Raw genomic sequence first — 24,005 nt, 5'->3', positions numbered from 1 at the left:
ACCAGAGTGATACTTCGGGGCACGACAATCGTGACGGGCTGATTGCAGGTCTGTCGTGTTGGACAGCCAGGAGGATGACATGGTCGATATCGTGGTATCTGATCACGGGTGCCGAACGGCGGCGGCGCCGTGATCGGGTTCCTTGGCCGCCGCGCGCTCTGGGGTGTCGTCACCTTGTGGGCGATCTCGATGCTCACGTTTGCGATCATCCAGCTTCCGCCCGGCGACTTCGCGTCGACGTACGTGGCGAGAGTGGCTGAGGCGGGTGGCTCGGCGGCCGATATCGAGACGATCCGAGCTCAGTTCGGCCTCGATCAACCCGTCTACCAGCAGTACTTGCACTGGATGGGCCGGGTGCTTCAAGGTGACCTGGGGCGGTCGATGGAGCTCAACCGGCCCGTGACCAGCGTGATCCGGGGGGATCTGCTGTTCACTGTCGCGGTCGCACTGGCCGCCATCGTCGTCACCTGGCTGGTGGCGTTGCCGATCGGAATCTACTCCGCGGTCAAGCGCTACTCGGTGGGCGACTACGTACTTACTCTCTTCGGCTTCCTGGGACTGGCGATTCCGAACTTCCTGCTGGCCCTGGTGCTCATGTACTTCAGCTTCTCGCTGTTCGGGTTCAGCGTCGGCGGCCTGCTCTCACCGGAGTACGAGACTGCGCCGTGGAGCGTCGGCAAGCTACTGAACCTGATCGGCCATCTCGTCATACCCGCGGTCGTCATGGGTGCGGCAGGCATGGCACACCTGATGCGGATCATGCGTGCCAACCTGCTCGACGAACTCGGCAAGCCTTACGTCATCACCGCGCAGGCGAAGGGACTACGTAGGTGGCACGTCATCTCGAAGTACCCGGTTCGTGTTGCGCTCAACCCGTTCGCCAGCTCAATCGGCATGCTCCTACCGCAGGTCATCTCTGGGACGGTCATCGTGTCGGTCGTACTCAGCCTCCCTACCCTCGGCCCGCGACTCCTGGACGCGCTGCACTCCCAAGACATGTTCCTTGCGGGGGCGATCGTGCTTCTCCTCGGCGTACTGACCGTTGTCGGCACACTCATCTCGGACATCGTCTTGATGATTATCGACCCGCGGATTCGCTATGGCAGATGAACCGGTAAAGGCGACGGGCGACGCGGCGACCCCGTCCGAGGTAGGTGCTGCCGTGGTCGTGGAGACGACGGGCGGCCGGCGGTCCGTGGGAAAGGATCGCGTCCTCGTCGCCAGTCAGCGGCAGTTGGTGTGGTGGAGATTCCGGCGCCACAAGCTCGCGATGGTCGGGGCGGTGGTGATCATCGCGTTCTACCTGGTCGCGATCTTCGCGGATTTTCTGGCGTACGCCGAGCCGAACCACACCAACGGCAGCCGTGTGCTGATCCCACCCCAACAAATCCATGTGATCAGCGGCGGTGGCATCTCGCCGCACGTCAATCCGGTCGTCGGCACCCGGGATCCGGTCACGCTCGAGCAGGTCTACGTCCTCGACGAGACCAGGAAGGACTATCTTGAGTTCCTCGTCGAGGGATACAGTTACAAGCTGTTCGGTCTGATTCCGACGAGTACGCATCTGATCGGCGTCGAAGGCGGTGACACCGAGAACAGGCTCGCCTTACTGGGTACCGACGAGCAGGGTCGTGACATCTTTTCGCGGTTGCTAGTGGCTACCCGAACCTCACTGACCATCGGCTTGGTCGGCGTCATCGTCAGTCTGGTGCTGGGCGCTGTGCTGGGCGGGATCTCGGGCTACTACGGCGGTGTTGTCGACACCGTGATCCAGCGGCTGATCGAGATTCTGCGGTCGTTGCCGACCATTCCGCTGTACTTGGGTCTCGCGGCCGCGATTCCGGCCGAGTGGGGCATCAGCCGCGTATATTTCTTCCTCACGCTGATTCTCTCCCTGATTGGGTGGACCGAGCTCGCCCGGGTCGTCCGGGGGAGGTTCCTGCAGGTCCGCGACGAGGACTTCGTGACAGCTGCCGAACTCGTCGGGGCCCGGCCACGCCGGATCATATTCGTGCACATCCTTCCACTTTTCGTCAGCCACATCATCGCGGCAACGACCTTGGCACTACCACTGATGATCATCGCTGAGACCTCGCTGAGCTTCCTCGGCCTGGGGCTACGGTCACCGGCGGTGTCCTGGGGGGTGATGCTGCAGCAGGCTCAGAACATCCAGTCCGTGGCATTGTCGCCGTGGTTGTTGATCACGGTCGTTCCTGTGGTGATGGCGATCCTGGCCTTCAACTTCGTCGGAGATGGGTTGCGAGATGCGGCAGATCCCTATGGATAGCAGTGCAGGCAAAGAGGTCGACGGTGTACAAGCACCCGGCGAGGACGTCTTGCTCTCGGTGCGCGAGCTGGCGACTCACTTCACCGCCGACGAGGGCGTCATCCGGGCCGTCGATGGCGTCAGCTTCGATGTGAAGCCGGGGACCATCGTCGGTTTGGTCGGCGAGACGGGTTGCGGCAAGAGCGTGGTCGCGCGGTCGATCCTGCGGATTGTGGAGAAGCCTGGCAGCATTGTCGGCGGTGACATCCTGCTTCGGCGTGGGGACGACTGGCTGAACCTGGCTGAGCTTCCGCCGTACGGCCCCGACCTCCGCAAGGTCCGCGGCGGTGAGATCGGTTTGGTGTTCCAGGATCCGATGGCTTCGTTCAGCCCTGTGCACACGATCGGCAGCCAGTTGGTCGAAGCGGTGCGGCTGCACGAACGCCTCGACCGACGCGCGGCGGATCGCCGGGTGGCCGAACTGCTCGACCTGGTGGGGGTGCCGAACCCGGAGCGGGTGATGTCCGCGTACGCCTGGCAGATCTCTGGCGGTCAGCGCCAGCGGGTGATGATCGCGATGGCCTTGGCGGGCCGCCCGAAGCTGCTGATCGCGGACGAGCCGACGACCGCGCTGGACGTGATCACTCAGGGCAAGGTGCTGAACCTGATCCGGGACCTCCAGGAACGCACCGGACTGGCCATCCTGCTAATCACGCACGACCTCGGAGTGGTCGCCCAGATGGCCGAAGAGGTCATCGTGATGTATCTGGGCCGCGTGGTGGAGAAGGGGCCGGTCGACCAGATCTTTCATGCGCCGCAGCACCCGTACACGCGATCGTTGCTCAATTTGATCCCGAGTACCGAGGCGGTCGCACGACAGTCCCTGAAGGCGATCAGGGGAACGGTCCCGCACCCACTCAACCGGCCGGACGGCTGTGGGTTCCACCCGCGCTGCGATGTCGCGATCGAGGGCCGGTGCGACAAGGATGCGCCCGCGCTTCAGATCGTGGGAAACGATCACACCATCGAGTGCCACCTCGGCGAAGCCGAGCGGGCGAAGCCGTGCGAGGACGCAGGACGCCGGTTGCATGTCGTCCCGGTCGGCGATGGCGGGACGGCGGCCGACCGTGCCACCGTGCCGGCGGGTGACCGCTTGCGGCCGCTGCTGCAGGTCGACGGCCTCAACAAGTCCTTCCCGGTGCGCGGCGGCGTGTTCAGCCGGGTGCGTGGCAAGCTGCGTGCGGTCGACGACGTGGCGTTCGAGCTGTACGAGGGAGAAACGCTCGCGTTGGTGGGGGAGAGCGGGTCCGGGAAGACGACCACGTCGCGCTGCATCATGCGTAGCCATGACGCCGACTCCGGTCGTATTCTGTTCCGTTCGGAGGGCGAGGAGATGATCGACCTGGCGAGACTGGGCGGTAAGCAGTTACGGCCCTACAGAAGCCAGCTTCAGATGATCTTCCAGGATCCGTACTCCTCGCTGAACCCTAGGATGACGGTCTTCGACATCATCAACGAGCCCCTGCTCGTGAACGGTCACACCGATCGTGAGGAGAACGCCGAGCGGGTCAAGGAACTCATGGATCTGGTGGGCCTGCGTCATGAGTATCTGCGGCGTTTCCCGCACGCGTTCAGCGGGGGTCAGCGGCAACGCATCGGCATCGCACGGGCGCTCGCGCTGAACCCTCGCCTGATTGTCGCGGACGAACCGGTGTCCGCCCTTGACGTCTCGGTCCAGGCGCAGATCCTCAATCTGCTCCTGCGCCTTCAGGAGCAGTTGGGTCTCACCTACCTGTTCGTGTCCCACAACCTCGGCGTCGTCGGCCACATCAGCGATCGAATCGCGGTCATGTACGCCGGCCAGATCGTCGAGCTGGGATCGCGCGACGAGGTGCTGACCGCGCCCAAGCACCCGTATACCGCAGCCCTGCTCGCGGCCGTGCCCAAGCCGGATCCGCGGCTCCGTCAGCGGCCGGCGTTGCCGCCCGGGGCTGTCGCGGATCTCGCCGATCCGCCCAGCGGGTGCTACTTCCATCCGCGGTGCGCGTTCGCCGTCGACCGATGCAAAGTCGAGGCTCCTGAACTGGAAACGATCGCCGCCGGGCGCTCGGCGCGGTGTCACCGAGGCGCCGAGCTCGATCTTACGGATGCTGCACGGCTGACCGAGCCGGTTCGTGTGGCTAGGTCCTAGGACTTGCCCGATGTCAGTGTGTACCGAGCGGGCGATCTGGGAAATTGCGTTGCGTCCGCCGCCAGGTAGGCGGTCGGCAGAAGGCTGTTTCGAGAGCGGGCTGGGCGTGCGGACCGAGTGACGGTGCAACGGCCGGAGCTCTGTGTACCCGATGCGTCAGGAGATGTTCGATTGACCGGTGAGGCAGGCTTCCAGGACACGCCGACGATCAGCTGGCGACTGGCCGACTATCTGGTTGGCCTTCGGTACGAAGACATCCCCGAGCTGGTCACGGTGCGTGCGAAGGAACTGCTGGTCAATCAGCTTGGTGTCGCGTTCCGCGGCTTGGCATCCTCGGGCGTCCAGCAGGCCGTGCAGGTGGCACATGAACTCAGCGGCGTGAATGGAGGGTGCTCAGTGATCGGGCACCGAGGGCGCGTAGGGCTGCTGGAGGCCGTGTTCGTGAACTCGTTCATGATGAGCAACGACGGCCTCGAGGACGGCCTGATGCCTCAAGGGATCAACCCTGGAGTGGTGACCCATCCAGTAGCGCTTGCACTCGGTGAGCAACAGAAGGCCTCGGGGCGGGAGCTGCTGACCGCGATCGTCGTCGGCTACGACGTACTGGCTAGGCTCGCTGACCCGGAGTGGAGCTGGGACAGTGACATGCCCGACCGTCTCGTGCTCTATCGTCCCGCTCATGTGCTGGCTGTCTTCGGCGCGGCGGCATGTGCGGCACGGATGTTGAAGCTGTCTCGCGAGCAGGCCATGCACGCGCTGGGTCACGCAGGCCAGGCAGGCATGGGTGTCATCGAGGCGGCACCTGAGCAACTGATCGCACAGCATCCGCTGCTGGCGCGCAACGGCGTGATGGCTGCGTTGATCGCCAAGGCAGGGCTGGCAGCTGCACCGACGATCATCGAGGGCGAGCATGGCGTGTTTCGCAGTTACTTCCTGCGCGGGGTGACTGACTGGGTAGCGGCCGGACTCACAACACTGGGCGCAGAGTTCGCGATTGCGCAGACGGAGATCAAGCGGCATGCAACCAGCACCATGGATGTCATCCCCATCGAGCTGACTCTGAGGCTACTGGAGGCGCACTCGCTCACCGCGAGTAGTGTCGCCACCGTTGAGGTGGTAGTCGCAGACGAGCGTCTCCTACGGGAGCTGATCCGAGAGGACACCTTGGCGCGTTCGGAAGGCGGCCGGATGAGCCGGTTGGAGAGTTTGCGTTTCCAGATCGCCGGTGCGGCCGCTGACCGGGCGTCCGGTGCGGGCCGGTGCGAACAGCCGTCCGATGCCGAACTCCGCGCCATGCTGGACAAGCTGGTTCTGCGGTACGAGCCGGACCGCTCGCCGAGCTACGCGCGGGTCGAGATCGTCACGGTCGACGGCGAGAGGCACTCTGCCGAGCGGGAAGCCCACGTCCAACCGTCGTTCGACTGGTCCCAGTGGCTCGCATCGGGAGCGCGCGCCGGTCTGTCCGAGGCGCAGCTCAACGGCCTCGCTGACTGCATCAGGAACCTCGAACACCTTCCTGACGTGTCCGAGCTGATGACATTCCTCGTGCCGGCACAGGACAACAGGCACGGGCATCGTTAGGGCTCCGCCGGTCCAGCGATTGCTACCTCGCCGGCGCGTGACGAATCTCAGCGATGTTTCCGCAGCTTCGTCTTGCCGATTTCAATCGATCGCCGGACGGCGGGACCTCCGCGCGTTGCGCCGGCTCCTTGCATCTCACGTGCGACGGCGATCCGCTCGTCGAGTGGCAGGAACGGGCAGTTGAAGCACAACAACCCTTCCCGTGCCGGCAATTGGTACGTGAGACAGCAGTGCCGTCTGAGCTGGATCCCCCGGGGGAAGTCCGCCGCGTCGATCCGTGTCCAGCCGATGAGTCCCGTGAGTGGGTTAGGGCCCGCTACGCCCGGCAGCTTGGTTGCGTGAAGAAGTGCCTCGCATTCGGCGACGATGGGGGCTGCGGCGTCCGGTGGAAGGCCTACGGCGGCCGTGTCGGCGGTGTAGGCCACCGACTCGGCTGCGTTCGACCACAGCACCTTTGGCGCCGCACCGGTCAAGGCAGTCGTGGCGGCGAACAACGGTGCAAGGTGGGCGGCGTACAGTTGTCGCCACACATAGCCGCGCAGATCGGTCAAGGTAGCCATCGATGCGCCCTGAACCGCCCATGAGGGAGGCCGTTCCCTGCAGGTCACGACACCTTCATCGGATTCACCCACGAGCTGTCGGCGTGGAAGACCCTGCTCGACGAGTTTCAGGCAGCGCTCGGCGGACATGTCGAGACCGACACCGTGAGCCAGCGCGACCAGCGCGGAGACGGTCATCGACCCCAGATAATGGCGCGTGAACCGTGATGCCGCCACCGCGGGTCGCCAGTTGGCTTCCGGCTCGCTCTCTCCGATCATTCGGCCGAACAGCGACTCCCCGCACCGGTTGATCGCGAGACGCAAGTATTCGATGTCGTGGAAGCGCTCCGCGGAGATGACCTCCGCGGATGCGGGAGGGGTTCTCAGCAGCCTGCGGCCCAACGTCGGCCCGATCGCGTCCAACTGTGCGATGAGCCCGTCCTGCCATGCCGTCTCTGCCCGGCCGGTCTGTGCGCCCGGGAATGTCGCTGACGGCTCAGGCATAACTAGACTCCTCGTGCTCAGATGGTGTGGCCGCCGGTCGGTGCGGACTCGCCGGGCCGCAGGCAAGCCATCACCTCGCTGATGTCGTCGACATCTTCGAGATGCCGTAGCTGGTCGGCGAGTCGCCTGAGCTTCACGCCGGAGAGCAAGTCGGCCCCAGCCCCACCGAGCTGCTCTTCCCAGCTGAGGGGTGACTGGTCATGTCTATCGCCCTCGGCGCTGTAGCGCTGGCCGTCGGTCGTGTTCACGTCGACCCGGGCGTAGTAGATGGAGTGTCCGTCTTCGAAGCGCAAGCTGATCTTGGCCGCCATGGCTAGGACGTCAGGTCCGGCCGCCTCGTCGAAACGGGTGACATTGATCTGTCCGCCGGTGACGATGATCGCAAGCAGGTACCGCGGGCCGCGATGGCTGTAGCTGTAGTAAGCCTTCTCCCGGGATCTACGCTCGGCGGGAAGCGTCAGCTGGATCGAAGCGATGTGGTCGGCGCTGAGCTGGTGTTCAGCGACCAGTTGTTGTGCAAGCGCCACAGGGATGACGTTCAGAACACTTGTGGCGCTGCGGTTGGCCTGGGCCCGGCTGATCTCGAATTCCTGGCCAAGAGTTGCCAGGCCGTCGTACAAGGCGTCGGGGACGTCCTCGAGGAAGAACGTGCGGTGGACACCGTGTCGACCCTCAATGATGGTGGACGATGCCGGCACTCCGGCTTTGGCGAGGGTCGCGGCCATGATGCCGTTCCGGGCGGCGAGGGGATGCATGAACGACAGGTACTCAGATCCCTCGTAGACGCCCATGCCAGCCTGGCCGGCATGTCCGAGCGCCCAGACGGTCTGTTCGACCGTCAAACCGAGTAGGCGGGCAGCGGTGGCAGCGGCGCCGAACGGCTCGATGACGAACTTGAGCGGTCGAGGCACGTCTAGGTCCCAGGTCCAGACCGTGCCGTGGAGCTTCGCCATCACGTCATAACCGATGGCGACCGCAGCCAGTAGTTCACGCCCCGTCGACCGAGTTATCTCGCCGACCGCCCAGGCGACCGGCTGAGCCGCGACGCCAGGGTTGATGCCCGGTGGCAGCAGGAAATCCGCGGTTCCCGCGCTCGCCATCAGCGACGAGTTGGCCAGTACCGCATCGAGCAGGTTGGCTCCAAAGTTCTGGCCGATGATCGTGCATTGGCCTCCAGTTGGGCTGAGCTCACGGGCGATACCGATCGCCTGACGGCCACTCGTCGTGCTTCGGCCGCGAAGCGCAGACGCGATGTGGTGAATCAGCAGGTCCTTGGTCTTGGCTACGGCATCCGGCGAAATGTCCCGGAAGCGCAGACCGACGACGTGCTCGGACAGCCGCTGGGTGATCGTTGCAGTGCCGGCTGCTGTCATTGGTCGCAGACCATCCCTTGTCAACGCGGCGAGGTGCCGCTCGGACTGATGGAAACAGACTACGATATCGATATATCGCGACTTGCCAAGCCGTGGCGTACGGCTGAAGCCCGAGACCGCATCGAGTTTCTCGAAGGGTCAGGCGGCCAGGGGTTGCCTGGGTGCTGTTTTCAGGCTATCTATATCCTATCACAATATCGAATTACGAGGTAGATGTACTGCTGGCGGAGTCAACGTCTACACCTCGACGAAGCGCCGTACAGTTGGGCTTGCTCCACAAGAGCGGGCCATTCGCTGAGTGTCCACTTTTTGGGGCTGTTCGGGCGGAGGTCAGTAACGTGAGCAGTCGGGAGTTCGAGCGTCGTGTGCTGCTGCGGAACGTCGGCTACATTGGTGGCGGTCTGCTGCTGTTCGGGGGGTGTACGCCCGATCGCAAGCCGAACGGGACCAGTAAGCAGGCTGCCTCGTCGGGGATCGAGGGTGGGCAAGTAGTCCTGGATCCGGCGAAGTTCCCGACGGCGTTCAAGGAGTCGCCGGAGTTCGCCGCGCAGGTGGCGGCCGGGAAGTTGCCCAAGGTGGCGGAGCGGATCGGCCAGGATCCGCTGGTGATCAAGCCAGTCCATGAGATCGGCAAGTACGGGGGCGAGCTCCGGCGCGTCTTCAGTGGTGCCTCGGACAGCCCGAACGCCAGCCGCTTCTGCGCCGGTCCGGACAACCTGTTGTACTGGGACTACCGCTACGAGAAGGTACAGCCGAACATCGCGCGCGGGTTCGAGATGAGCGCCGACAACAAGGAGCTCACCCTGCACCTTCGGCGGGGGATGAAGTGGTCGGATGGCCACCCGTTCACTGCGGACGACATCATGTTCTGGCGCAACGACATCAGTCTGAACAGCAGCCTCTCCAAGGGGGCGTCATCTCTTCGGTTGCGCGGTCGTGACGTGCAGGTGGAGAAGGTGGACGACTTCACCGTCGTCTATCGATCCCCCTCGCCGTACGCCTTGCTGCCCGAGTTGCTCGCCGGCTCAACCGATCTCGGCGGACCGTCCCATTCTGGACACCGGGGCGGCGGAGGGTATGCGCCCAAGCACTACCTGTCGACGTTCCACCCGAAGTACACCTCGGAGGCGGCCGCTAACGCGTTGGCTCGTGAGGCCGGGATGCAGGCGTGGCCGCTGTTCCTGCTGAATCGCAACTCGTGGTTCCTCAATCCTGACTTGCCGATGCTGACACCGTGGGTCGTGACCAGGCCGCTGAACAATCCGCCCTGGGAGTTCGCTGCGAATCCGTACAGCGTCTGGGTGGACAGCGACGGGAACCAGTTGCCGTACATCCCGAAGATCACGATGGCGCTCGCCAAGAATGCCGACGTAATCAGCCTGCGCGCGGCGAGCGGGCAACTCGACTTCCAGGACCGGGCACTGCCGGTCGCCGAGCTGCCGGTGTTGATCAGGAACCAGGAGCGCGGTAAGTACACAGTGCGTCGCGCGCCGGGCGACTCGATGGACTGTGCCATCCGGATCAATCTGGCGTATGACAAGGATCGTGAGATCGGGGACTTGCTGCGCACCGTGGAGTTCCGGCGGGCGTTGGCGCTGGGGATCGATCGAGACCAGATCAACCAGACGTTCTTCCTCGGTTCGAGTACTCCGTCGGCGACGTTGCCGGCCAAGAGCAGCCCCTACCATCCGGGCGACGATTGGCAGCTGAGATGGGCCACGCACGATGTAGCACAGGCCAACCAACTGCTGGATGATGTCGGATTGACGAAGAAGGATGCAGAAGGATACCGGCTTCGTCCATCTGGCAAGGGCCGGCTCCGCCTCGACTTTCAGTCTGCGGTGTCGGTGTTGAACTACCCGTCCATCGGCGAGATGATCCGCAAGCACTGGGCGCAGATCGGCATCGATGTCACCAACCGATCCGCCGAGGGTGTACTGCTGGTGGAGCGAACGCTGACCAATGAGCTGATGATGACGGTCCACACGGTGACTACAGATGACCCGTTCACCCTGCCGGACACAATGATGGCGATCAGCACCGACACCTATGGGGGACTGATCGGGATTCCGTACGCGAAGTGGTTCGCCTCCGACGGTAAGTCGGGTAGCGAACCTCCGGATTCGGTACGAGCCCTCAAGGACGCGATTGCGTTGTATCGGCGTGGCCTCGAGGTCGACAAAGCCGCACGCGCCGAGCTCGGGCAACAGCTGTTCAAGCTGCACACCGAACAGGTGTGGTCCATCGGAATCGCAGGGTTCGGCCTGACCATCAACGGCTTGTACTGCGCCAAGAACAATCTTGGCAACGTTCCATCGAAGATCGTCAACAACTCTGCGTTGAAGAGCCCTTCCAACGTCCTTCCCATGACCTTCTACTACAAGTAGAGAGGAGTCCTGATGACGGGCCACGAGCCGACGTCAGCACAGACAAAACCCCCTCCGGGCACACCTGCAGGCGCGACCCGAGATCAGTACGAGAACGTCGCCCAACTGTTGATGAGGGAACGTGGCCACGGCGACTTCGACTTCCCCCGGTTCTACAAGGAGTTGGTCGAGGCAGGGCGCCTGCAGCTGTCCAAGGACGAGGTGACTTGGCTACAGCAGCCGGCCAAGCCGAATCGGACCACTGATGTGGTGCTGTCCTTCGGGTGCGGCGTACAGACAACACCGCATCTCATGATGACGCTGGTCGGCGTGTTCAACGCCCTTGGTATCGACTTCGTTGCCACCGCCGGCCAATCGTACTGCTGTGGATCACCACTCAAGCATTACGGCAGACCGGACGCGGGTGTACGGACCGCTCAGACGACGATTCGTCGCTGGGCGGCATGGCAGCCCAGGGTGAACGTGCACCAATGTGGATCATGCTTCATGCAGTTCAGCGGCCATATTGCCGAGGTCGAAGCCGAGACTGGGCGTGCGCCGTTCGAGGTCGTCCACATCACGCGTTATCTCCTCGAGAGGTTGCGTGACCTCGGTGACGCGGTTCCCTGGCGACATCCAGCACCGCGTCGTCGGGCGCTTCTGCACTGTGAGGGCGCCGAGGTTCACATCACCAAACAAGACGCCCGCGAGGCGATCATCGAGACGTTGGAGCTTATCCCAGGTGTGGAGTACGTCGGGATGGTCGCGGACCCCTCGGTCGGTTCGCCCTGTGGCACCAGCAAGGGTAAGCGGAACTTGACTGGCGGCGAGCACTATGGAACCAAGGCCGCACCGCACAACGACATCACCAGCTCGGAGTACCGGCAGGTCCAGGCCGAACTTCAGGCGCAGGCGGCGGCGGTCGGCGCCGACGTCATCCTGACACCGCATCACAAATGCCATCGCGAGTGGTCCAAGTACGGTAGCGACTCGCTGCCGGTCATGCACTACACCTCGGTGTTGGCCGAAGCTCTCGGCCTGAGCATCCCTGACCGCTTTCAGATTCTGTGGCGGCTCGGTGACGCGAACAAGATTCTCCAGATGACACGACCCCACTGGGAGTCATGGGGAATCACCGAGCCGAAGGCTCGCGAGATGGTCACGAGATACTTCGTTCCGGAATACGCCGACGCAGTCCAACAGTGCGCCTGTGAAGGCAACTGCTTCAAGACCGTCCTGGAGCCCGCGGCTTCGTCGAATCCGTGAGTGTCGTCGAGACACAGCTAGACAGGTCAGTCGAGTGCGTAGACCTTGCCGGTCTCGGCGCGCTCGATGGACCGGATGTACGTCAGTATGACCCGCTTGACCGGCACGGGCTCGAAGCCGGCGAACTTGTCACCGGGTCTGTCGAGCCCGTCGACGAAGACCGTCGGGCTGATGGCGTTGACCCGGACCGGGCGATCTCCATCGCTGCCGCGCGGACGAATGCCTCCAAGGCGCCGTTCACCATGGCGCCGGCGGAGCCGGTCCGGATCGCTGTCCGAACAAGGGTGCCGGTGATGAAGGTGAACGAGCCGTGAGGCGTGATCGTGGCCAGTCCACGTCGTAGGAGCTCGATCTGGCCGAGTGCTTTGCCGACGAAGCTCGACAGGTATTCATCGTGGGTGATTGCGGTGCTGGGCTTGTAGACCACGTGGCCGGCAGCACAGGCGACCGCGTCGATCTGTCCGAGTCGGCTGTACAGCGCGTCGATAGACGCGGGGTCACTGAGATCAACCGATCGTTCGGCGTGTGAACGACTTGCACCAAGGACCTCGTGCCCACGGCCGGTGAGTTCGCGCGCGAGACCGGCTCCGAGACGGCCGGCGTCGCCAATCAGCAAGATCTTCAAAGGATCGCCTTTCGATGTCACCCGGCGCGTGGAACATCCACCGCGCGGGCTGCTTGTCAATCATGAGGGCGGCGGCTATTTCGCATCCTCACCTGATCTCGGGATTCACTTGACCATGGCGGGGCGGAGTCTTCGGGTGCCGGCCATTGAGGTGGAGGTTCTTGGCGGAGCAGGTCAGAGGCGCGCTCCACGGTGGCGAGTGCCTGCTCAGCCATGGAAAGCCGCGTCTCGACGCGTATGTCAGGCGCTTTCACGGTAGTATCGGACATCGATGTCGAAATCTCTACCCATGGAGAATCTATGCCGAAGTCAGATTCGGTAGCAGGCCACAGCACCGTGGAGGAGCACTCCAAGTTGTTCCGGGATCTTCTCCTGGGCTTCGTCAAGATTCATGTCCTCCATCACGCAAGTGTCGACGCGATCTACGGGGCGGGGATAGCGGCCGAACTGGAGGGGCACGGTTACCGCCTCTCGCCCGGAACCTTGTATCCACTGCTCCACAACCTGGAGGCGGCGAGGCTTGTCGCCCGTGAAGAGCGGATCGTGGAGGGCAAGATCCGGAAGTATTACCACATCACGCCGCTGGGTAGGCAGGCGCTCGATGAGTCGCGGAAGAAGTTGGCCGACCTGGTCGACGAGGTGCTGGCTGCCCGGTAGCAGCGGAACGCGCAGACCTTAGCTCGGCTTCTTGATACCGAGATGCGATAATGTGATACGATATTGCGGTGTCTCCTAAGAACAGCTGGATGAACGGCCGCCTCGTTCCGTGGGCGGACAGCACCATTCACATCTCGACCGAGGCGGTACTGCGTGGCGGTGCCGTCTTCGAGGGGATCCGGGTCTACCGCTCCAGGGACGACGAGTTGGTCTTGTTCAGGCTCGATGACCACATGCGGCGGCTGTACCAGACTTCGCTGCGATTCCTGCAGATGCCGCTCGCCTACAAGCCCGCCGAGCTCGCGCAGGGGATAGCGGCCCTGCTCGAGGCCGACGGTGTGGCGTCGGATGCGCACATCAGGGTCGTGGTCTACTACGAGGAGCTCACGCCCGGCCGCGAACGCGAGACGGAGACGGGTGCGTTCATCATCGTCCGCGAGGGGCTTGCCATGTCGGACGGGGCGACGCGTGCTTCGCTCAGCCCGTGGCGGCGGATGAGTGACGTCGCCACACCGCCGCGTGTGAAGGCGAGCGCGAACTACCTCAACAGCCGCGTCGCGATCACCGATGCACAGCGCAAGGGGTTCGACACTGCCATCATGCTGAACGATCGCGGCAAGGTGTCCGAGGGGCCGACCATGAACCTGTTCCTGGTCCGCGACGGCAGCCTGATCACCCCGCGGGTCACAGACGGAATTCTCGAGGGCATCACTCGCGCTACCGTGATCGACCTTGCCGACCAACTTGGCATCCCGCTGGCAGAGCGAGAGATCGACCCGTCCGAGCTGTTCATCGCCGACGAGGTCTTCTTCTGCGGTACGGCGTACGAGGTGGAACCGGTGATCGAGATCGACGGGTACGTTGTCGGCGACGGCGAGGCCGGGCCGATCACCACGCGAATCCGGGACTCGTACTTCGCGATCGCGCGCGGGGAGACCTCGGCGCCGACGGGCTGGATCACCCCGGTCCGGGATCTGATGGTCGCGCGGTGAGGAACCGGCCTCAGCATGGCTGCACCATGACCAGTCAAGAACGCCAGTCGACGATGCGCAGGGATATCCGCAGACGACGTTGACGAGGCGACCATCCTGTCGAGAGGTATCTGATGAACCAGGCTGAGATGGCGACCGACGGCGCGACGCCAATAGAGCTCTCGTCCTTGGTGGCCGGGGACGACCGCCCTGGCCCGGCGCGGACGATGCTCGTGAATCCCGCGCGGCCGTCGGAGGTCGTGAATACCGTAGCTCTGGCGGACGCCGCAGTCGCGGAAGCGGCAATCGACGCAGCGCACCGTGCCGCCGCGGCCTGGCGGGCAACCAGTGCGCCCGCTCGTGGTGAAGTTCTGCGGCTGGCCGCGCAGAAGCTCGACGAGAGCGTCGAGACCATCGCGCGCGACCTCACTCGGGAGGAGGGCAAGACGCTCGCGGAAAGCGCGCGTGAGACGCAGAGTGCCGCGAAGCTGTTCCGCTACTTCGCCGCCCAGACGCTGGATGCCCAAGGCGAGACGTACCCGTCCCATTTCCCCGATCTCCTGCTGTATACCCGGCGCGAGCCACTCGGCGTCGTCAGCGTCATCACGCCGTGGAACTTCCCGATCCAGTTGCCGTCCTGGAAGATCGCCGCGGCACTGGCGTTTGGCAACACCGTTGTCTGGAAGCCGGCCGAGAATGTGCCACGAACGACTCTGCACATCGCCTCGGCGCTGGTCGACGCCGGCCTGCCGGATGGTGTGCTGAACATCGTACTCGGTCGGGGCTCGCAGATCGGCGACATCCTCGTGACTGATCCTAGGGTGGCCGCGGTGACGTTCACCGGGTCGACGCCAGTGGGGCGGACGATCCAGCAGCGTGCCGTGGCGGCAGGAAAGAAGGTCCAGCTCGAGCTCGGTGGAAAGAACCCCGCCATCGTGCTCGCGGACGCCGACCTCGAGCGAGCGGCGCGGGAGATCTCGGTCGCCGCGTTCGGGGCGACCGGGCAGAAGTGTACGGCGACGAGCCGGGTCCTGGTGGAACGACCGGTGTTCGACGAGCTGGTCGAGCGCCTGGAGGCTGAGGCAGCGAGTTGGGTGCTGGGCGACCCACTGGACGCGAACACGACGATGGGACCGGTGGCGACCGCGGGACAGCTCGACACCGTGCTCGGCTACCTCGAGCGCGCCCGGGTCGAAGGAGCTCGGGCAGTTGCGGGGGGCTCCCGTGCGGACGGCGCGCTGGCCGACGGCTATTTCGTTGCGCCCACCGTGCTCGTCGACGTCGAGCGCTCGCACGCCGTCGTCCGTGAGGAGATCTTCGGCCCGGTGGCGGCGGTACTGCCCGTGGATTCGTTTGCCGATGCCGTTGCTGAAGCCAATAACACGCCATTCGGTCTGTCGGCAGGCATCTTCACCGCCGACCTCTCACGTGCCCTGCAGTTCGTCGAGCAGTCACAGGCCGGCATCGTCCGCGTGAACAGATCCACGTCGGGCGTTGAGTACCACGTCCCCTTCGGCGGTATGAAGGATAGTGGCTACGGTCAACGTGAGCAGGGCAAGGCTGCGCAGGACTTCTTCACCGAATCCAAGACCGTCTACCTGGCCGGGCCCTGAGGTGCCGTGCGGCTCGTGATGGTGTCACCTAGCAGTTGAGCTGCACACCCGGGCCCGCTGCCGCCTGGTGACCTGAGATGCTCGCAGGTCACCAGGCTTCTCTTACCGTCGGCCCCAGAAGTATGGGTGGCGACGAAGTTGTCTCTGAGCAAACCGACAGCTCGGGTTCACGCTGCAAGCACTGGAGTTCTTACCGGCCCGCACGTGCACGGTCAGTGCTGTCTTTGCTGTTCGAGGGGTCGCCGCCAAGCTGGCGCGCTGTACCGCACAGGTCGTGTCGCATCCCTGAGCCTCACTGGCACCTCTGTCAGTTTGGTTGTGACGAACAACGGCGGTTCAAGAGCCCTTTGCGCTGAGGTCTTCTTGCTCACCGATCACACCTGCCATCAAAGATATCGGACTACGATGTTCAGCAAGGTACCTTGTTTTAGCGCATGCCGGACGCCCGAGGGCGCATAATCAAGAGGCGATATCGAGGCTAGACAGTCTGGCGTGCGGACAGGTAGCTTGGTGGGGCAGGCGCGCGAAATATGCCGGCCGAGCGCCGAGTCTCCTTGTGATCAACAGGTCCGGCATGTTGGGAGATGCCTAGTGGACGTCGTCGCGGACATGAGTGCCATTCGCGCGCTGATAGGCGAACCGAGCAAGGCCAGCGCGGCGAACAACCGCAACAGGCTCGACAAGTATGACCGGCTCTTCCTGGCCAAGTCCCCATTCCTGTGTCTGGGGACAGCCGGACCCGATGGTGAGGCTGAGGTCAGCAGTCGGGGGGACCCGCCAGGATTCGTCCGCGTGCTGGACGACCGCACCCTCTTCATCCCGGAGAGGCCGGGCAATCGGCGCGCCGACACGCTAGGCAATTTGCTGCGAAACCCCGGCATAGCGCTGATGGCATTCGTCCCCGGAATGGATGAAACCCTGCGCATCCGCGGTCGCGGCCGGATCGTGACCGATCCAGACCTTCTCGTCGGCAGTGCCATCAACGGGAAGCGCCCCAAGCTTGGCATCGTGATAGAGGTCGCCCGGGTGACTTTTCACTGCGGGAAGGCGATCAAGCGGTCAAGTCTGTGGAGCGACGCGCACAAGATCGACCGGTCGGAATTCCCTTCGCTGGCGCAGATCCTGTATGACCAGAGGTGGGGGGGCGATGTTGACGCCATACAGCGCGAGATCGACGAATCCTATCGGACCCGGATGTACTGACCAGGTCACGACATCCGCTGCCACGATAGTGGCCTCTTAAATGTGACCTGGATTGCAAAATCGGATTACGATAACAAGATCTGATATCGTATATGACGCGCAGCCCGCAGTCTCCGCATTGAGTGTGGGTGATGTGCCAGGCTGAAATGTGGGGTGCTGGCGATGACGACCTACGGACTGATCCACGGTGCTCACCACGGCAGTTGGTGCTGGGACTTCCTGGTGCCCGAGCTCGAGGCGCGTGGACATCGCGCTCTAGCGGTCGACCTGCCGGCGGACGATCCGTCGGCAGGGGTGTCACGCTATGCGGAGATCGCCCTGACCGCATTCGAAGGCGCAGACGATGATTTCGTGGTCGTCGGGCACTCACTCGGCGGTCTGACCGCGCCGATTGTCGCGGCGCGACGAAGTGCTCGGCACCTGGTCTTCCTCACGGCTCCGGTTCCGCAGCCGGGACAGTCGTTCAACGACCAGGCACGTACCGAGCCACCCCGGGCGGCGTCGGGATCGGACAAGATCGACAACGGTGACGGCACGATGTCACGGACGGACGATGAGTCGATTCGTCTCTACTATCACGACTGCAGCGAGGAGCGTCGTCGCTATGCGCTGGCCCGCTTGCGTCGTCAGTCGGTCGCTCCGCACGCCGAGGTCTCGCCATTGTCGAGTCTGCCGGATGTGTCGACGACATACATAATGTGCACCGACGATCGGTCGCTGCGACCGGAGTATCAGCGATTCATGGCGCGTGAACGGCTCGGCCTCGAGCCGGTGGAGCTGGTGAGTTCCCACAGCCCGTTCCTGTCCCGGCCTGCAGAGCTCGCCGATGTGCTCGCCGGACTTTCTTGATCGGGTAGCCGGCGGACCGCAGCTGCGCCACGACAGGTAGGAGACTTCCGTGACAAAGAAGGTTGACGTCGTCGTGGTCGGCGGTGGGATCGTTGGTGTCTGCTGCGCGCTCTGGTTGCAGCGCACCGGGCGTATGGTTGCGCTGGTCGAGCGCGACAGACCGGGTGCGGCGGCGTCGGGCCACAACGGTGGCGTGTTCAATGTTGGTGAGAGCGTGCCGATCGGTACGCCGGGCGTGCTGCGCTCGATACCCCAGATGCTCGTGGACGCGCAGTCTCCGCTGGTTGTCCGGTACCGCGACGTTCCGCGTCTGACGCCTTGGCTGACGCGTTTCGTCCTGGCCAGTCGGGCATCCCGGGTCGAGCAGATCTCGGTCGCCTTGAAAGCGCTGACCGATCGGGGGATGGAAGGGTACCTACCCTTGGTGAAGGGCGGCGAGGCAGAGCCTCAGCTGCGTGAAGGCGGAGCACTCTACACCTACCGCACCGAGCGGACGTTCGCCGCGGACCGCTACGGCATCGACCTCCGTCGGCGTCGCGGCGACCAGTTCGAGATCCTCGACAATGCGGCCATCGGAGCACTCGACGGTGCACTCGCCGACCGGTTCGAGCGGGCGCTGTACCGCCCGACCGCACGCTTCACACCGGACCCGCAGGCTTTCACCGAAACCTTGGCTGAGCAGTTCGTCAGAGTCGGTGGTGAGCTGCTGCGGGCACGGGCTGACGGGTTCGAGTGCGACGGCCGACGGGTGCGGGGAGTAGCCACCTCAGGGGGGCACATTCAAACCGATCACGTGGTGCTCGCGGCCGGTGTGTGGTCGGGGCCGCTGGCGCGCCAATTGGGGGTCAAGGTTCCGCTGTGCGCCGAACGCGGATATGGCATCCACTTGCCCGATCCTGCGGTCACGCTCAGACTCCCGATGGTCGCGGTGGACTTCCACTTGGCATTTCGGCAGACTCCGACCGGGCTTCAAGTGCTCGGCGTGGATGAGCTGGCCAGGGTCGACGCACCGCCGGATTACAAACTCACGCAACGGCTTATCCGGGGTGCGAAGACGCTCTTCCCCGAGTTGAGTGTCAGGGGTGCGACGAGTTGGATGCATAGCAGGCCCTCGACGCCGGACTCTCTGCCGGTGATAGGCATCGCACCCCAGTACGACAATGCCTACCTGGCCTTCGGGCATGGCCACAAAGGGCTTGGACTGGGCGGAATCACCGGGAAGCTCGTCCAGGCGCTGGTTGAGGGAAAGGCAACCGGAGTCGATCTCGAGCCGTACAGCCCGACGCGCTTCCGACGCCGAGGCTGACAGCCGACCGACGGTAAACCGGCAACGACGCTTTGGGGTCCTCCTGCCGGTCCGTGACGCTTGGTGCTCAGAAGTCGATAACGATCTTGCCTAGAACTCCGCCGGCCTCGAAATGCTGGTGGGCGTCGTGGATTTGGCTCAGGGGGTAGTGGGCCGCGATCCGCAACTGGAGTGCGCCTGCGTCGACCATCTTGACGAGCTGTTGGAGCCCGTCACGGTCCGCCGTCACCTGGATCGCATGGCCGCCTGGGATGTTCGACTCGTCCTTGCCGGTCACGACGTACTGACCGTTCTCCTTGACCAATTCGCGTACGTCGACGATGCTCATGGCTGGGAGCCGGATCGAGTCGAGGATCGCATCGTACGTGTTGAGGGGGAGCGCCTTCGGATCCTTGGTGACGAAGCCCGCACCGAGGCTCCTCGCGGCGTTGACGTGGCCGGGCCTCGACACAAGGCCGTCGACGTGGACTCCGGCGTGTACCGCCAGCTGGACGGCAAAGCCGCCGATCGCACCCGCGGCGCCGGTTACCAGCACCCGGTCACCGGCGGACAAGGTCAGCATGTTCCATGCCTGCAGGGCGGTCAGGCCGGCGAGTGGGATGGTTGCGGCCTCGGCCAGCGACGCGGTGGACGGCGCGTGTGCGACAGTGCCTGCGTCCAGCGCCACCAGGTCCGCCCAGGCCCCGACGCCCTTCGGCATCGGGTTCGTCATCGCGATCACGCGGTCACCTGGGCTGAAGTCCAAAACATTGCTCTCGACCACCACTCCGGCGATGTCCCAACCGAACGTCAGCGGGAAGTTGAGGTCCCGGAGGCGGATGTTGCGGTCGACGGGATTGATGGTGCTCGCGATCGTGCGCACCAGGAGATCACCGGCGCCGATGGTCGGGGCCGGTAACTCACGTAGTGAGAGAACCTCGATGCCGCCTTTGCGATCGGCCTGAACAACGCGAATCATCATCCGAGGATCAGCTCCTTCCGATTCTGTACTCACCCAACGATATCGTAATACAATATTGAAAGTACAGGTGATCACCGTGGTGATCGCGAGCTGACACATAGATGGGAGCAGGATGAATCACGACTCGTCCCTGCCAGAGGCGATCAGAGCGCTGCCGGCGATCAGCGACGACCTCCACACGACCCGCCGGCTGTCTGCGCCGGGCTGCGAGATGCTGTTCGTCACCGCGCGCGCTGGATACGAGCATTCGATGCATGCTCACGACACCGATGACGTCAACTGGGTTGTGTCGGGCGGGTTGACGCTCAGCACCGAAGACGGCGACCGCCACGTCGGGCCGACCGAGTGGTACGAGCTTCGTCCGGGGCAGCCGCACGGGGTCCGATTCGACGCCGACAGCATGGTCATCGAGCTGAGGTTCGCCGCACCGCTGGCATGACCGGTTGTCTCGTACGCCGTTCGGCGTACGAGACAACCGCCCGCGCTTGATCCTCTGATCGTCGTCGGTTCAACCGCTGTCTGGTGCCAAGTCTTGGGTCGCGGCGTCTGGCAGGTTGCGCCTACCTCCGAGGCCGGTCTTCTGGTGTTCGGCCGTTCACCAGGCTTGAACCATTGCCGGGTCGGAGTGCGTCGTGCATCCGCCGCAGCCGCCTCCGCAGGACAGGCCGGCCCGGACTCTTCGTTGCATCGCGAAGCTGTCAGGGTCGTCGTCGATCTCTGTGATCGGAGCGTAGTCGTCCGCGGCCATGACGCAGAGAGCTTCGGCCAGTTCGGCGGCACGTTCTGCGGTCACCCCCCATGACTCCCAGCGCGGCCGCGATTCCTCCAACAGACGTTGAGGGTTGCCGTGTCGGACTGCTTCCTGGTACCGGTCGGGGTGGCCGCAGTCCAGCGCCTCAGCCAGCACCGAGATCGGGTGCACGACGGCCAACTCGTCGCTGGCGTAGCGGGACCACTTCTGGTGGCAGGTCTGGTGCATACAGCTCACCGTGTCGGCGCCTCGGCTGTGGATCTCCGCGGCCAACTGCCGGCGATGGTCCTCTCGCTCGGCTGGCGTCTCCGGGCGCCGGGTCCACTCTGGCGGACGCGACCCCTCCAGGCCGAAGGTGACACATGGGCTGAGGTCGGAATGGCCGTCGTACAGGCCGGCGACCTCAACACCGGGCACCATCGATAGCAGGCCAGCGATGTCGCGTTGTGCGCTCGAATGGACTTCACTCATGGCGGGATGGCCCTCGGCGATGACGCGGCGGCGTACTTCCCTTTTCCACCGCACCTTGTCGCCGAGCTCACCCACCCGCTCTCTGAGGAACGGGATCAGCTGAATCTCACGTACCGGTGGGGGGCCTCCTTCGAGCAACTCTTGCCTAGCCGCCGCAGCGGCCGATGTCTGCTGGCAGGCGCCGCACCAGTTCACGTGCGTCGTCGCACCCCATGCCTGGCTGCGTTCGATCCGGTTCGTGCGATGCCGCTCATAGGAGCCCTCCGGGCCATTGCGGAACAGCGGTTTTCCGCAGCAACCAGCGCTCGGCCCAGCGGCCGCGATGAAGCTGACGCCGAGGGCCTCCAATACACTGACCGTATCCTGCAGCAGGTGCGGGCTACGCTGCGTACCGCAGCTGAGGTTCACGTAGACCTCGGCCTCGTGGTCAAGCCCAGGCGGCCGGTCGTAGAAGTTGATCTCATCGCGCGACATCAGGAGATGACTCTCGTCGCGCCAGGCCCGCCACAGTCTGGACATCGTGTCCATCCCGTAGCCCGGCCGCTTCAGCAAGGTGAGCTGCCTCCAGGTCTGCTCATAGATCCGGCTCGGTGGGATCCCCCCGAGTGCGGTCACGAGTCGGTCGAGCTCCTCACCCGTGGCGAGCACCCGGCCCTCTTCGATGTAGGAGCACCAGGTTGGATCGATACCCGCCCGCTCCGCCAGTTCATGCACGGACTCGAAGCCTGCCCGGATCCGTTCGGCTCGCAAGTTGTTGGCTATCAGTTGCTCGGTCACCAATACCTCCTCAGCGCGCCCACTATGCCTCGGCCAGATCCGGTCTCAGCTATATCGATATGCGATATCTTACAGTGGTTCCGGCCTCGCTGCCAGACCCTTGTGTGCAGCCGGTGCGTCTGTTCCTGCTCGAAAGTGTCAGGCGGCGGCTAGACGATATCGCATTGCGATTTGGGCAGATCTCCGCGCTGAGGCGAACTGGCGAGGTGTCATTCTCGTGGCGGCGATGGCGGACAGACAAGGCAGGCCAAGACGTCGGTGACCGTGGACACGTCCTCGAGGTGGCGCATCAACTTCAGAAGCCGATTGAGACTTCGGTCAGAGAGAACATTCAGGCCGCTGTCGGTCAGCCACTCTTCCCAGTCGAGCTGCGGTGCAGACGACTCGAGATCAGCATTCTCGCCGCTGTAGATCTCCGCATCGGCAGTGGTTATTTCCACTCGCGCGTATTGGATCGGCCGCCCCGCCTCGTACCGGAGGTGCACTTTGTCGAGCGCCGCGCGGAGGACTGTGCGCGACTGCCCATCGAGACCGCCCGCGCCCACCCAGTCATCGGCAATCACTGACGCGACCAGGTAGTGCAATGAGACGTCCCTGCTTGACCAGGATGATGGAGCCGTGAGCATCGCACTTCTCTGCTCCTCCACCAGTTGGCGCTCCTGAGGGATGAAAACAGCAACCTGCTCAATTCGCGCGTAGTCAAGGGCGTGCTCCTGCATCAGTCGCCTGGTGATTCCGAGCGGGGCACTGTTAACTGCATTCGGTGAGCCTGGCAGCTTGGGATGGGTGTCAGTGATTGTGAAATGCTCGCCGAGCGTCTCGAGTTCCGCCTCGATCCAGCTGGTGTCCGCGCTCGCGAAAACGATGTTGAGCACACCCTGCTCGCCTTGAAGGACATCCGTCGGTGCGGTGACGCCGGCTTTGGCGAGAACTGCGGCGGTTGCACCATGGCGAGCGATCCATGGATGCATGAGCACCGCATGGGGTCCGATTTCGCCAACACGCCGACCGGTCTGTAGTCCAGTGTGCCCGAAAGCGTACAACGTCTCCTCGACGGACAGCTCCAGCAGCTTTGACGCGGTTGCGGCAGCGCCGAACGCCTCGAGAACGAAATGCGAGGGCTCGACGCGCCCCCAGGACAGCGCCGGATCGCACAGCCTGCCCAAGACGTCGTAGCCGGCGATGACTGCGGTCAGAAGATCACGGCCCGACCTGTGCTCGTGCTCGGCGAACGCCCAGCCGACCGGATGTGTGACCACACCAGGGTGTATGCCTTGCGGGAGCACGAAGTCCTCGAAGCCGTTTGGCGGCAACAGGGCATTCAGGAGCACACTATCGAGGACGCTGGCCCGTCGTGCTGTCGTGATCACCGAGCATGCACCATCGGGCCCGCCTATCAACTCGGCGACACGAAGCGTGTTCTGTCCGTTTTGGCGTTGTCGTCCGATGAGCACTGCGCCCAGGTGATGGGCGAGGTGGCTCTTGGCTTTCTCGACCACCATGCCTGGGATGTCTTCGTACTGGAGTTCGACGACATGTCTAGCTAGCCGTTCGGCGATCGTCGACATCTACTTGTTTCCGAAGGTCGGAGGGAGCGTGTTCGAGACGCTCCTTCGTGGAGTTCCGTCAATCATGGCAGCCACGATACCAGAACTAGATATTGGCACACGATATCTACATGCTGGTTCCTGGTTCATAATCAACACTCAGGTTGTCTCAGCGGCTCTCGCCGGCG

At 64.0% G+C, this 24,005-nt stretch carries 19 protein-coding genes; 13 read left to right on the top strand and 6 right to left on the bottom strand.

The genetic code is table 11. The annotated features are described in order from the left end of the window. Positions 1-108: 108 nt before the first annotated feature. From BJY22_RS35615 to BJY22_RS35600, 4 genes are all read left to right on the top strand, one after another. Positions 109-1,110 carry an ABC transporter permease gene (locus BJY22_RS35615; protein ID WP_337759744.1) on the top strand — a complete coding sequence of 334 codons (1,002 nt, stop codon included), beginning with the start codon at positions 109-111 and terminating at the stop codon, positions 1,108-1,110. Beyond that, a complete protein-coding gene (locus tag BJY22_RS35610) occupies positions 1,100-2,287 on the top strand; it encodes an ABC transporter permease (protein ID WP_167215918.1) in 1,188 nt (395 codons plus the stop codon). The genes BJY22_RS35615 and BJY22_RS35610 overlap by 11 nt, the downstream gene beginning before the upstream one ends. After that, positions 2,280-4,457: a dipeptide ABC transporter ATP-binding protein gene (locus BJY22_RS35605; RefSeq protein ID WP_238350554.1), complete on the top strand. Its 2,178-nt coding sequence runs from the start codon at positions 2,280-2,282 to the stop codon at positions 4,455-4,457. The genes BJY22_RS35610 and BJY22_RS35605 overlap by 8 nt, the downstream gene beginning before the upstream one ends. Positions 4,458-4,628: 171 nt before the next feature. Further along, entirely contained in the window at positions 4,629-6,038 is a 1,410-nt protein-coding gene (locus tag BJY22_RS35600; RefSeq protein ID WP_167215914.1) for an MmgE/PrpD family protein, read from the top strand. A gap of 47 nt (positions 6,039-6,085) precedes the next feature. On the opposite strand, the gene BJY22_RS35595 is transcribed toward BJY22_RS35600, so the two are convergent. Next, positions 6,086-7,081, bottom strand: a complete 996-nt coding sequence (locus BJY22_RS35595) for a ferric iron reductase (RefSeq protein WP_167215913.1) — start codon at positions 7,079-7,081, stop codon at positions 6,086-6,088. 17 nt (positions 7,082-7,098) lie between these two features. After that, entirely contained in the window at positions 7,099-8,454 is a 1,356-nt protein-coding gene (locus tag BJY22_RS35590; RefSeq protein ID WP_167215912.1) for an MmgE/PrpD family protein, read from the bottom strand. Between the two features lie 365 nt (positions 8,455-8,819). Here BJY22_RS35590 and BJY22_RS35585 point away from each other — a divergent pair, with 365 nt between their 5' ends. Then, positions 8,820-10,841, top strand: coding sequence for an ABC transporter substrate-binding protein (locus tag BJY22_RS35585; protein ID WP_167215911.1), 2,022 nt, complete (start codon positions 8,820-8,822; stop codon positions 10,839-10,841). Between the two features lie 12 nt (positions 10,842-10,853). Further along, positions 10,854-12,086 carry a heterodisulfide reductase-related iron-sulfur binding cluster gene (locus BJY22_RS35580; protein ID WP_167215909.1) on the top strand — a complete coding sequence of 411 codons (1,233 nt, stop codon included), beginning with the start codon at positions 10,854-10,856 and terminating at the stop codon, positions 12,084-12,086. A gap of 82 nt (positions 12,087-12,168) precedes the next feature. Here the strand turns inward: BJY22_RS35580 and BJY22_RS35575 are convergent, their stop codons facing one another. After that, complete coding sequence (locus BJY22_RS35575) at positions 12,169-12,711, bottom strand: SDR family oxidoreductase (protein ID WP_202891414.1); 543 nt, start codon at positions 12,709-12,711, stop codon at positions 12,169-12,171. A 300-nt stretch (positions 12,712-13,011) separates the two neighbouring features. Here BJY22_RS35575 and BJY22_RS35570 point away from each other — a divergent pair, with 300 nt between their 5' ends. From BJY22_RS35570 to BJY22_RS35545, 6 genes are all read left to right on the top strand, one after another. Beyond that, positions 13,012-13,368, top strand: a complete 357-nt coding sequence (locus tag BJY22_RS35570) for a PadR family transcriptional regulator (protein ID WP_167215907.1) — start codon at positions 13,012-13,014, stop codon at positions 13,366-13,368. Positions 13,369-13,436: 68 nt separating this feature from the next. Then, positions 13,437-14,360 carry a branched-chain amino acid transaminase gene (locus tag BJY22_RS35565; RefSeq protein WP_167215905.1) on the top strand — a complete coding sequence of 308 codons (924 nt, stop codon included), beginning with the start codon at positions 13,437-13,439 and terminating at the stop codon, positions 14,358-14,360. Between the two features lie 128 nt (positions 14,361-14,488). Then, entirely contained in the window at positions 14,489-15,952 is a 1,464-nt protein-coding gene (locus BJY22_RS35560; protein WP_202891413.1) for an aldehyde dehydrogenase family protein, read from the top strand. 591 nt (positions 15,953-16,543) lie between these two features. After that, positions 16,544-17,155 (top strand): MSMEG_1061 family FMN-dependent PPOX-type flavoprotein, encoded by a 612-nt coding sequence (locus tag BJY22_RS35555; RefSeq protein ID WP_167215903.1) that lies wholly within the window; start codon positions 16,544-16,546, stop codon positions 17,153-17,155. 162 nt (positions 17,156-17,317) lie between these two features. Further along, positions 17,318-18,004: an alpha/beta hydrolase gene (locus BJY22_RS35550; RefSeq protein WP_167215901.1), complete on the top strand. Its 687-nt coding sequence runs from the start codon at positions 17,318-17,320 to the stop codon at positions 18,002-18,004. 49 nt (positions 18,005-18,053) lie between these two features. Then, positions 18,054-19,310, top strand: a complete 1,257-nt coding sequence (locus BJY22_RS35545) for an FAD-dependent oxidoreductase (protein ID WP_167215900.1) — start codon at positions 18,054-18,056, stop codon at positions 19,308-19,310. Between the two features lie 67 nt (positions 19,311-19,377). On the opposite strand, the gene BJY22_RS35540 is transcribed toward BJY22_RS35545, so the two are convergent. Next, entirely contained in the window at positions 19,378-20,370 is a 993-nt protein-coding gene (locus tag BJY22_RS35540; protein ID WP_202891412.1) for an NADP-dependent oxidoreductase, read from the bottom strand. Positions 20,371-20,383: 13 nt separating this feature from the next. Between BJY22_RS35540 and BJY22_RS35535 the strand changes: the two genes are divergently transcribed. Further along, on the top strand, positions 20,384-20,710 hold the full coding sequence (locus BJY22_RS35535) for a cupin domain-containing protein (protein ID WP_167215898.1): 327 nt from the start codon (positions 20,384-20,386) through the stop codon (positions 20,708-20,710). A 156-nt stretch (positions 20,711-20,866) separates the two neighbouring features. On the opposite strand, the gene BJY22_RS35530 is transcribed toward BJY22_RS35535, so the two are convergent. Both BJY22_RS35530 and BJY22_RS35525 read right to left on the bottom strand, forming a co-directional pair. Beyond that, complete coding sequence (locus BJY22_RS35530) at positions 20,867-22,270, bottom strand: helix-turn-helix domain-containing protein (RefSeq protein WP_167215896.1); 1,404 nt, start codon at positions 22,268-22,270, stop codon at positions 20,867-20,869. 209 nt (positions 22,271-22,479) lie between these two features. Further along, the gene (locus BJY22_RS35525; protein WP_167215894.1) at positions 22,480-23,838 is read right to left on the bottom strand and encodes an MmgE/PrpD family protein; all 1,359 of its coding nucleotides are present in this window, start codon (positions 23,836-23,838) and stop codon (positions 22,480-22,482) included. Positions 23,839-24,005: the final 167 nt, after the last annotated feature.

Source organism: Kribbella shirazensis (genome assembly GCF_011761605.1).
GTDB lineage: Bacteria > Actinomycetota > Actinomycetes > Propionibacteriales > Kribbellaceae > Kribbella > Kribbella shirazensis.
Note: the sequence above shows the minus strand (reverse complement) of the source record. Positions and strands in the feature narration are given on the sequence as shown.

Excerpts from the sequence above, each read along its gene's own strand:
- BJY22_RS35610 (WP_167215918.1), top strand. The coding sequence starts at position 1,100 with ATGGCAGATGAACCGGTAAAGGCGACGGGCGACGCGGCGACCCCGTCC.
- BJY22_RS35605 (WP_238350554.1), top strand. The coding sequence starts at position 2,280 with ATGGATAGCAGTGCAGGCAAAGAGGTCGACGGTGTACAAGCACCCGGC.
- BJY22_RS35595 (WP_167215913.1), bottom strand. The coding sequence starts at position 7,081 with ATGCCTGAGCCGTCAGCGACATTCCCGGGCGCACAGACCGGCCGGGCA.
- BJY22_RS35590 (WP_167215912.1), bottom strand. The coding sequence starts at position 8,454 with ATGACAGCAGCCGGCACTGCAACGATCACCCAGCGGCTGTCCGAGCAC.
- BJY22_RS35580 (WP_167215909.1), top strand. The coding sequence starts at position 10,854 with ATGACGGGCCACGAGCCGACGTCAGCACAGACAAAACCCCCTCCGGGC.
- BJY22_RS35570 (WP_167215907.1), top strand. The coding sequence starts at position 13,012 with ATGCCGAAGTCAGATTCGGTAGCAGGCCACAGCACCGTGGAGGAGCAC.
- BJY22_RS35560 (WP_202891413.1), top strand. The coding sequence starts at position 14,489 with ATGGCGACCGACGGCGCGACGCCAATAGAGCTCTCGTCCTTGGTGGCC.
- BJY22_RS35550 (WP_167215901.1), top strand. The coding sequence starts at position 17,318 with ATGACGACCTACGGACTGATCCACGGTGCTCACCACGGCAGTTGGTGC.
- BJY22_RS35540 (WP_202891412.1), bottom strand. The coding sequence starts at position 20,370 with ATGTGTCAGCTCGCGATCACCACGGTGATCACCTGTACTTTCAATATT.
- BJY22_RS35535 (WP_167215898.1), top strand. The coding sequence starts at position 20,384 with ATGAATCACGACTCGTCCCTGCCAGAGGCGATCAGAGCGCTGCCGGCG.
- BJY22_RS35525 (WP_167215894.1), bottom strand. The coding sequence starts at position 23,838 with ATGTCGACGATCGCCGAACGGCTAGCTAGACATGTCGTCGAACTCCAG.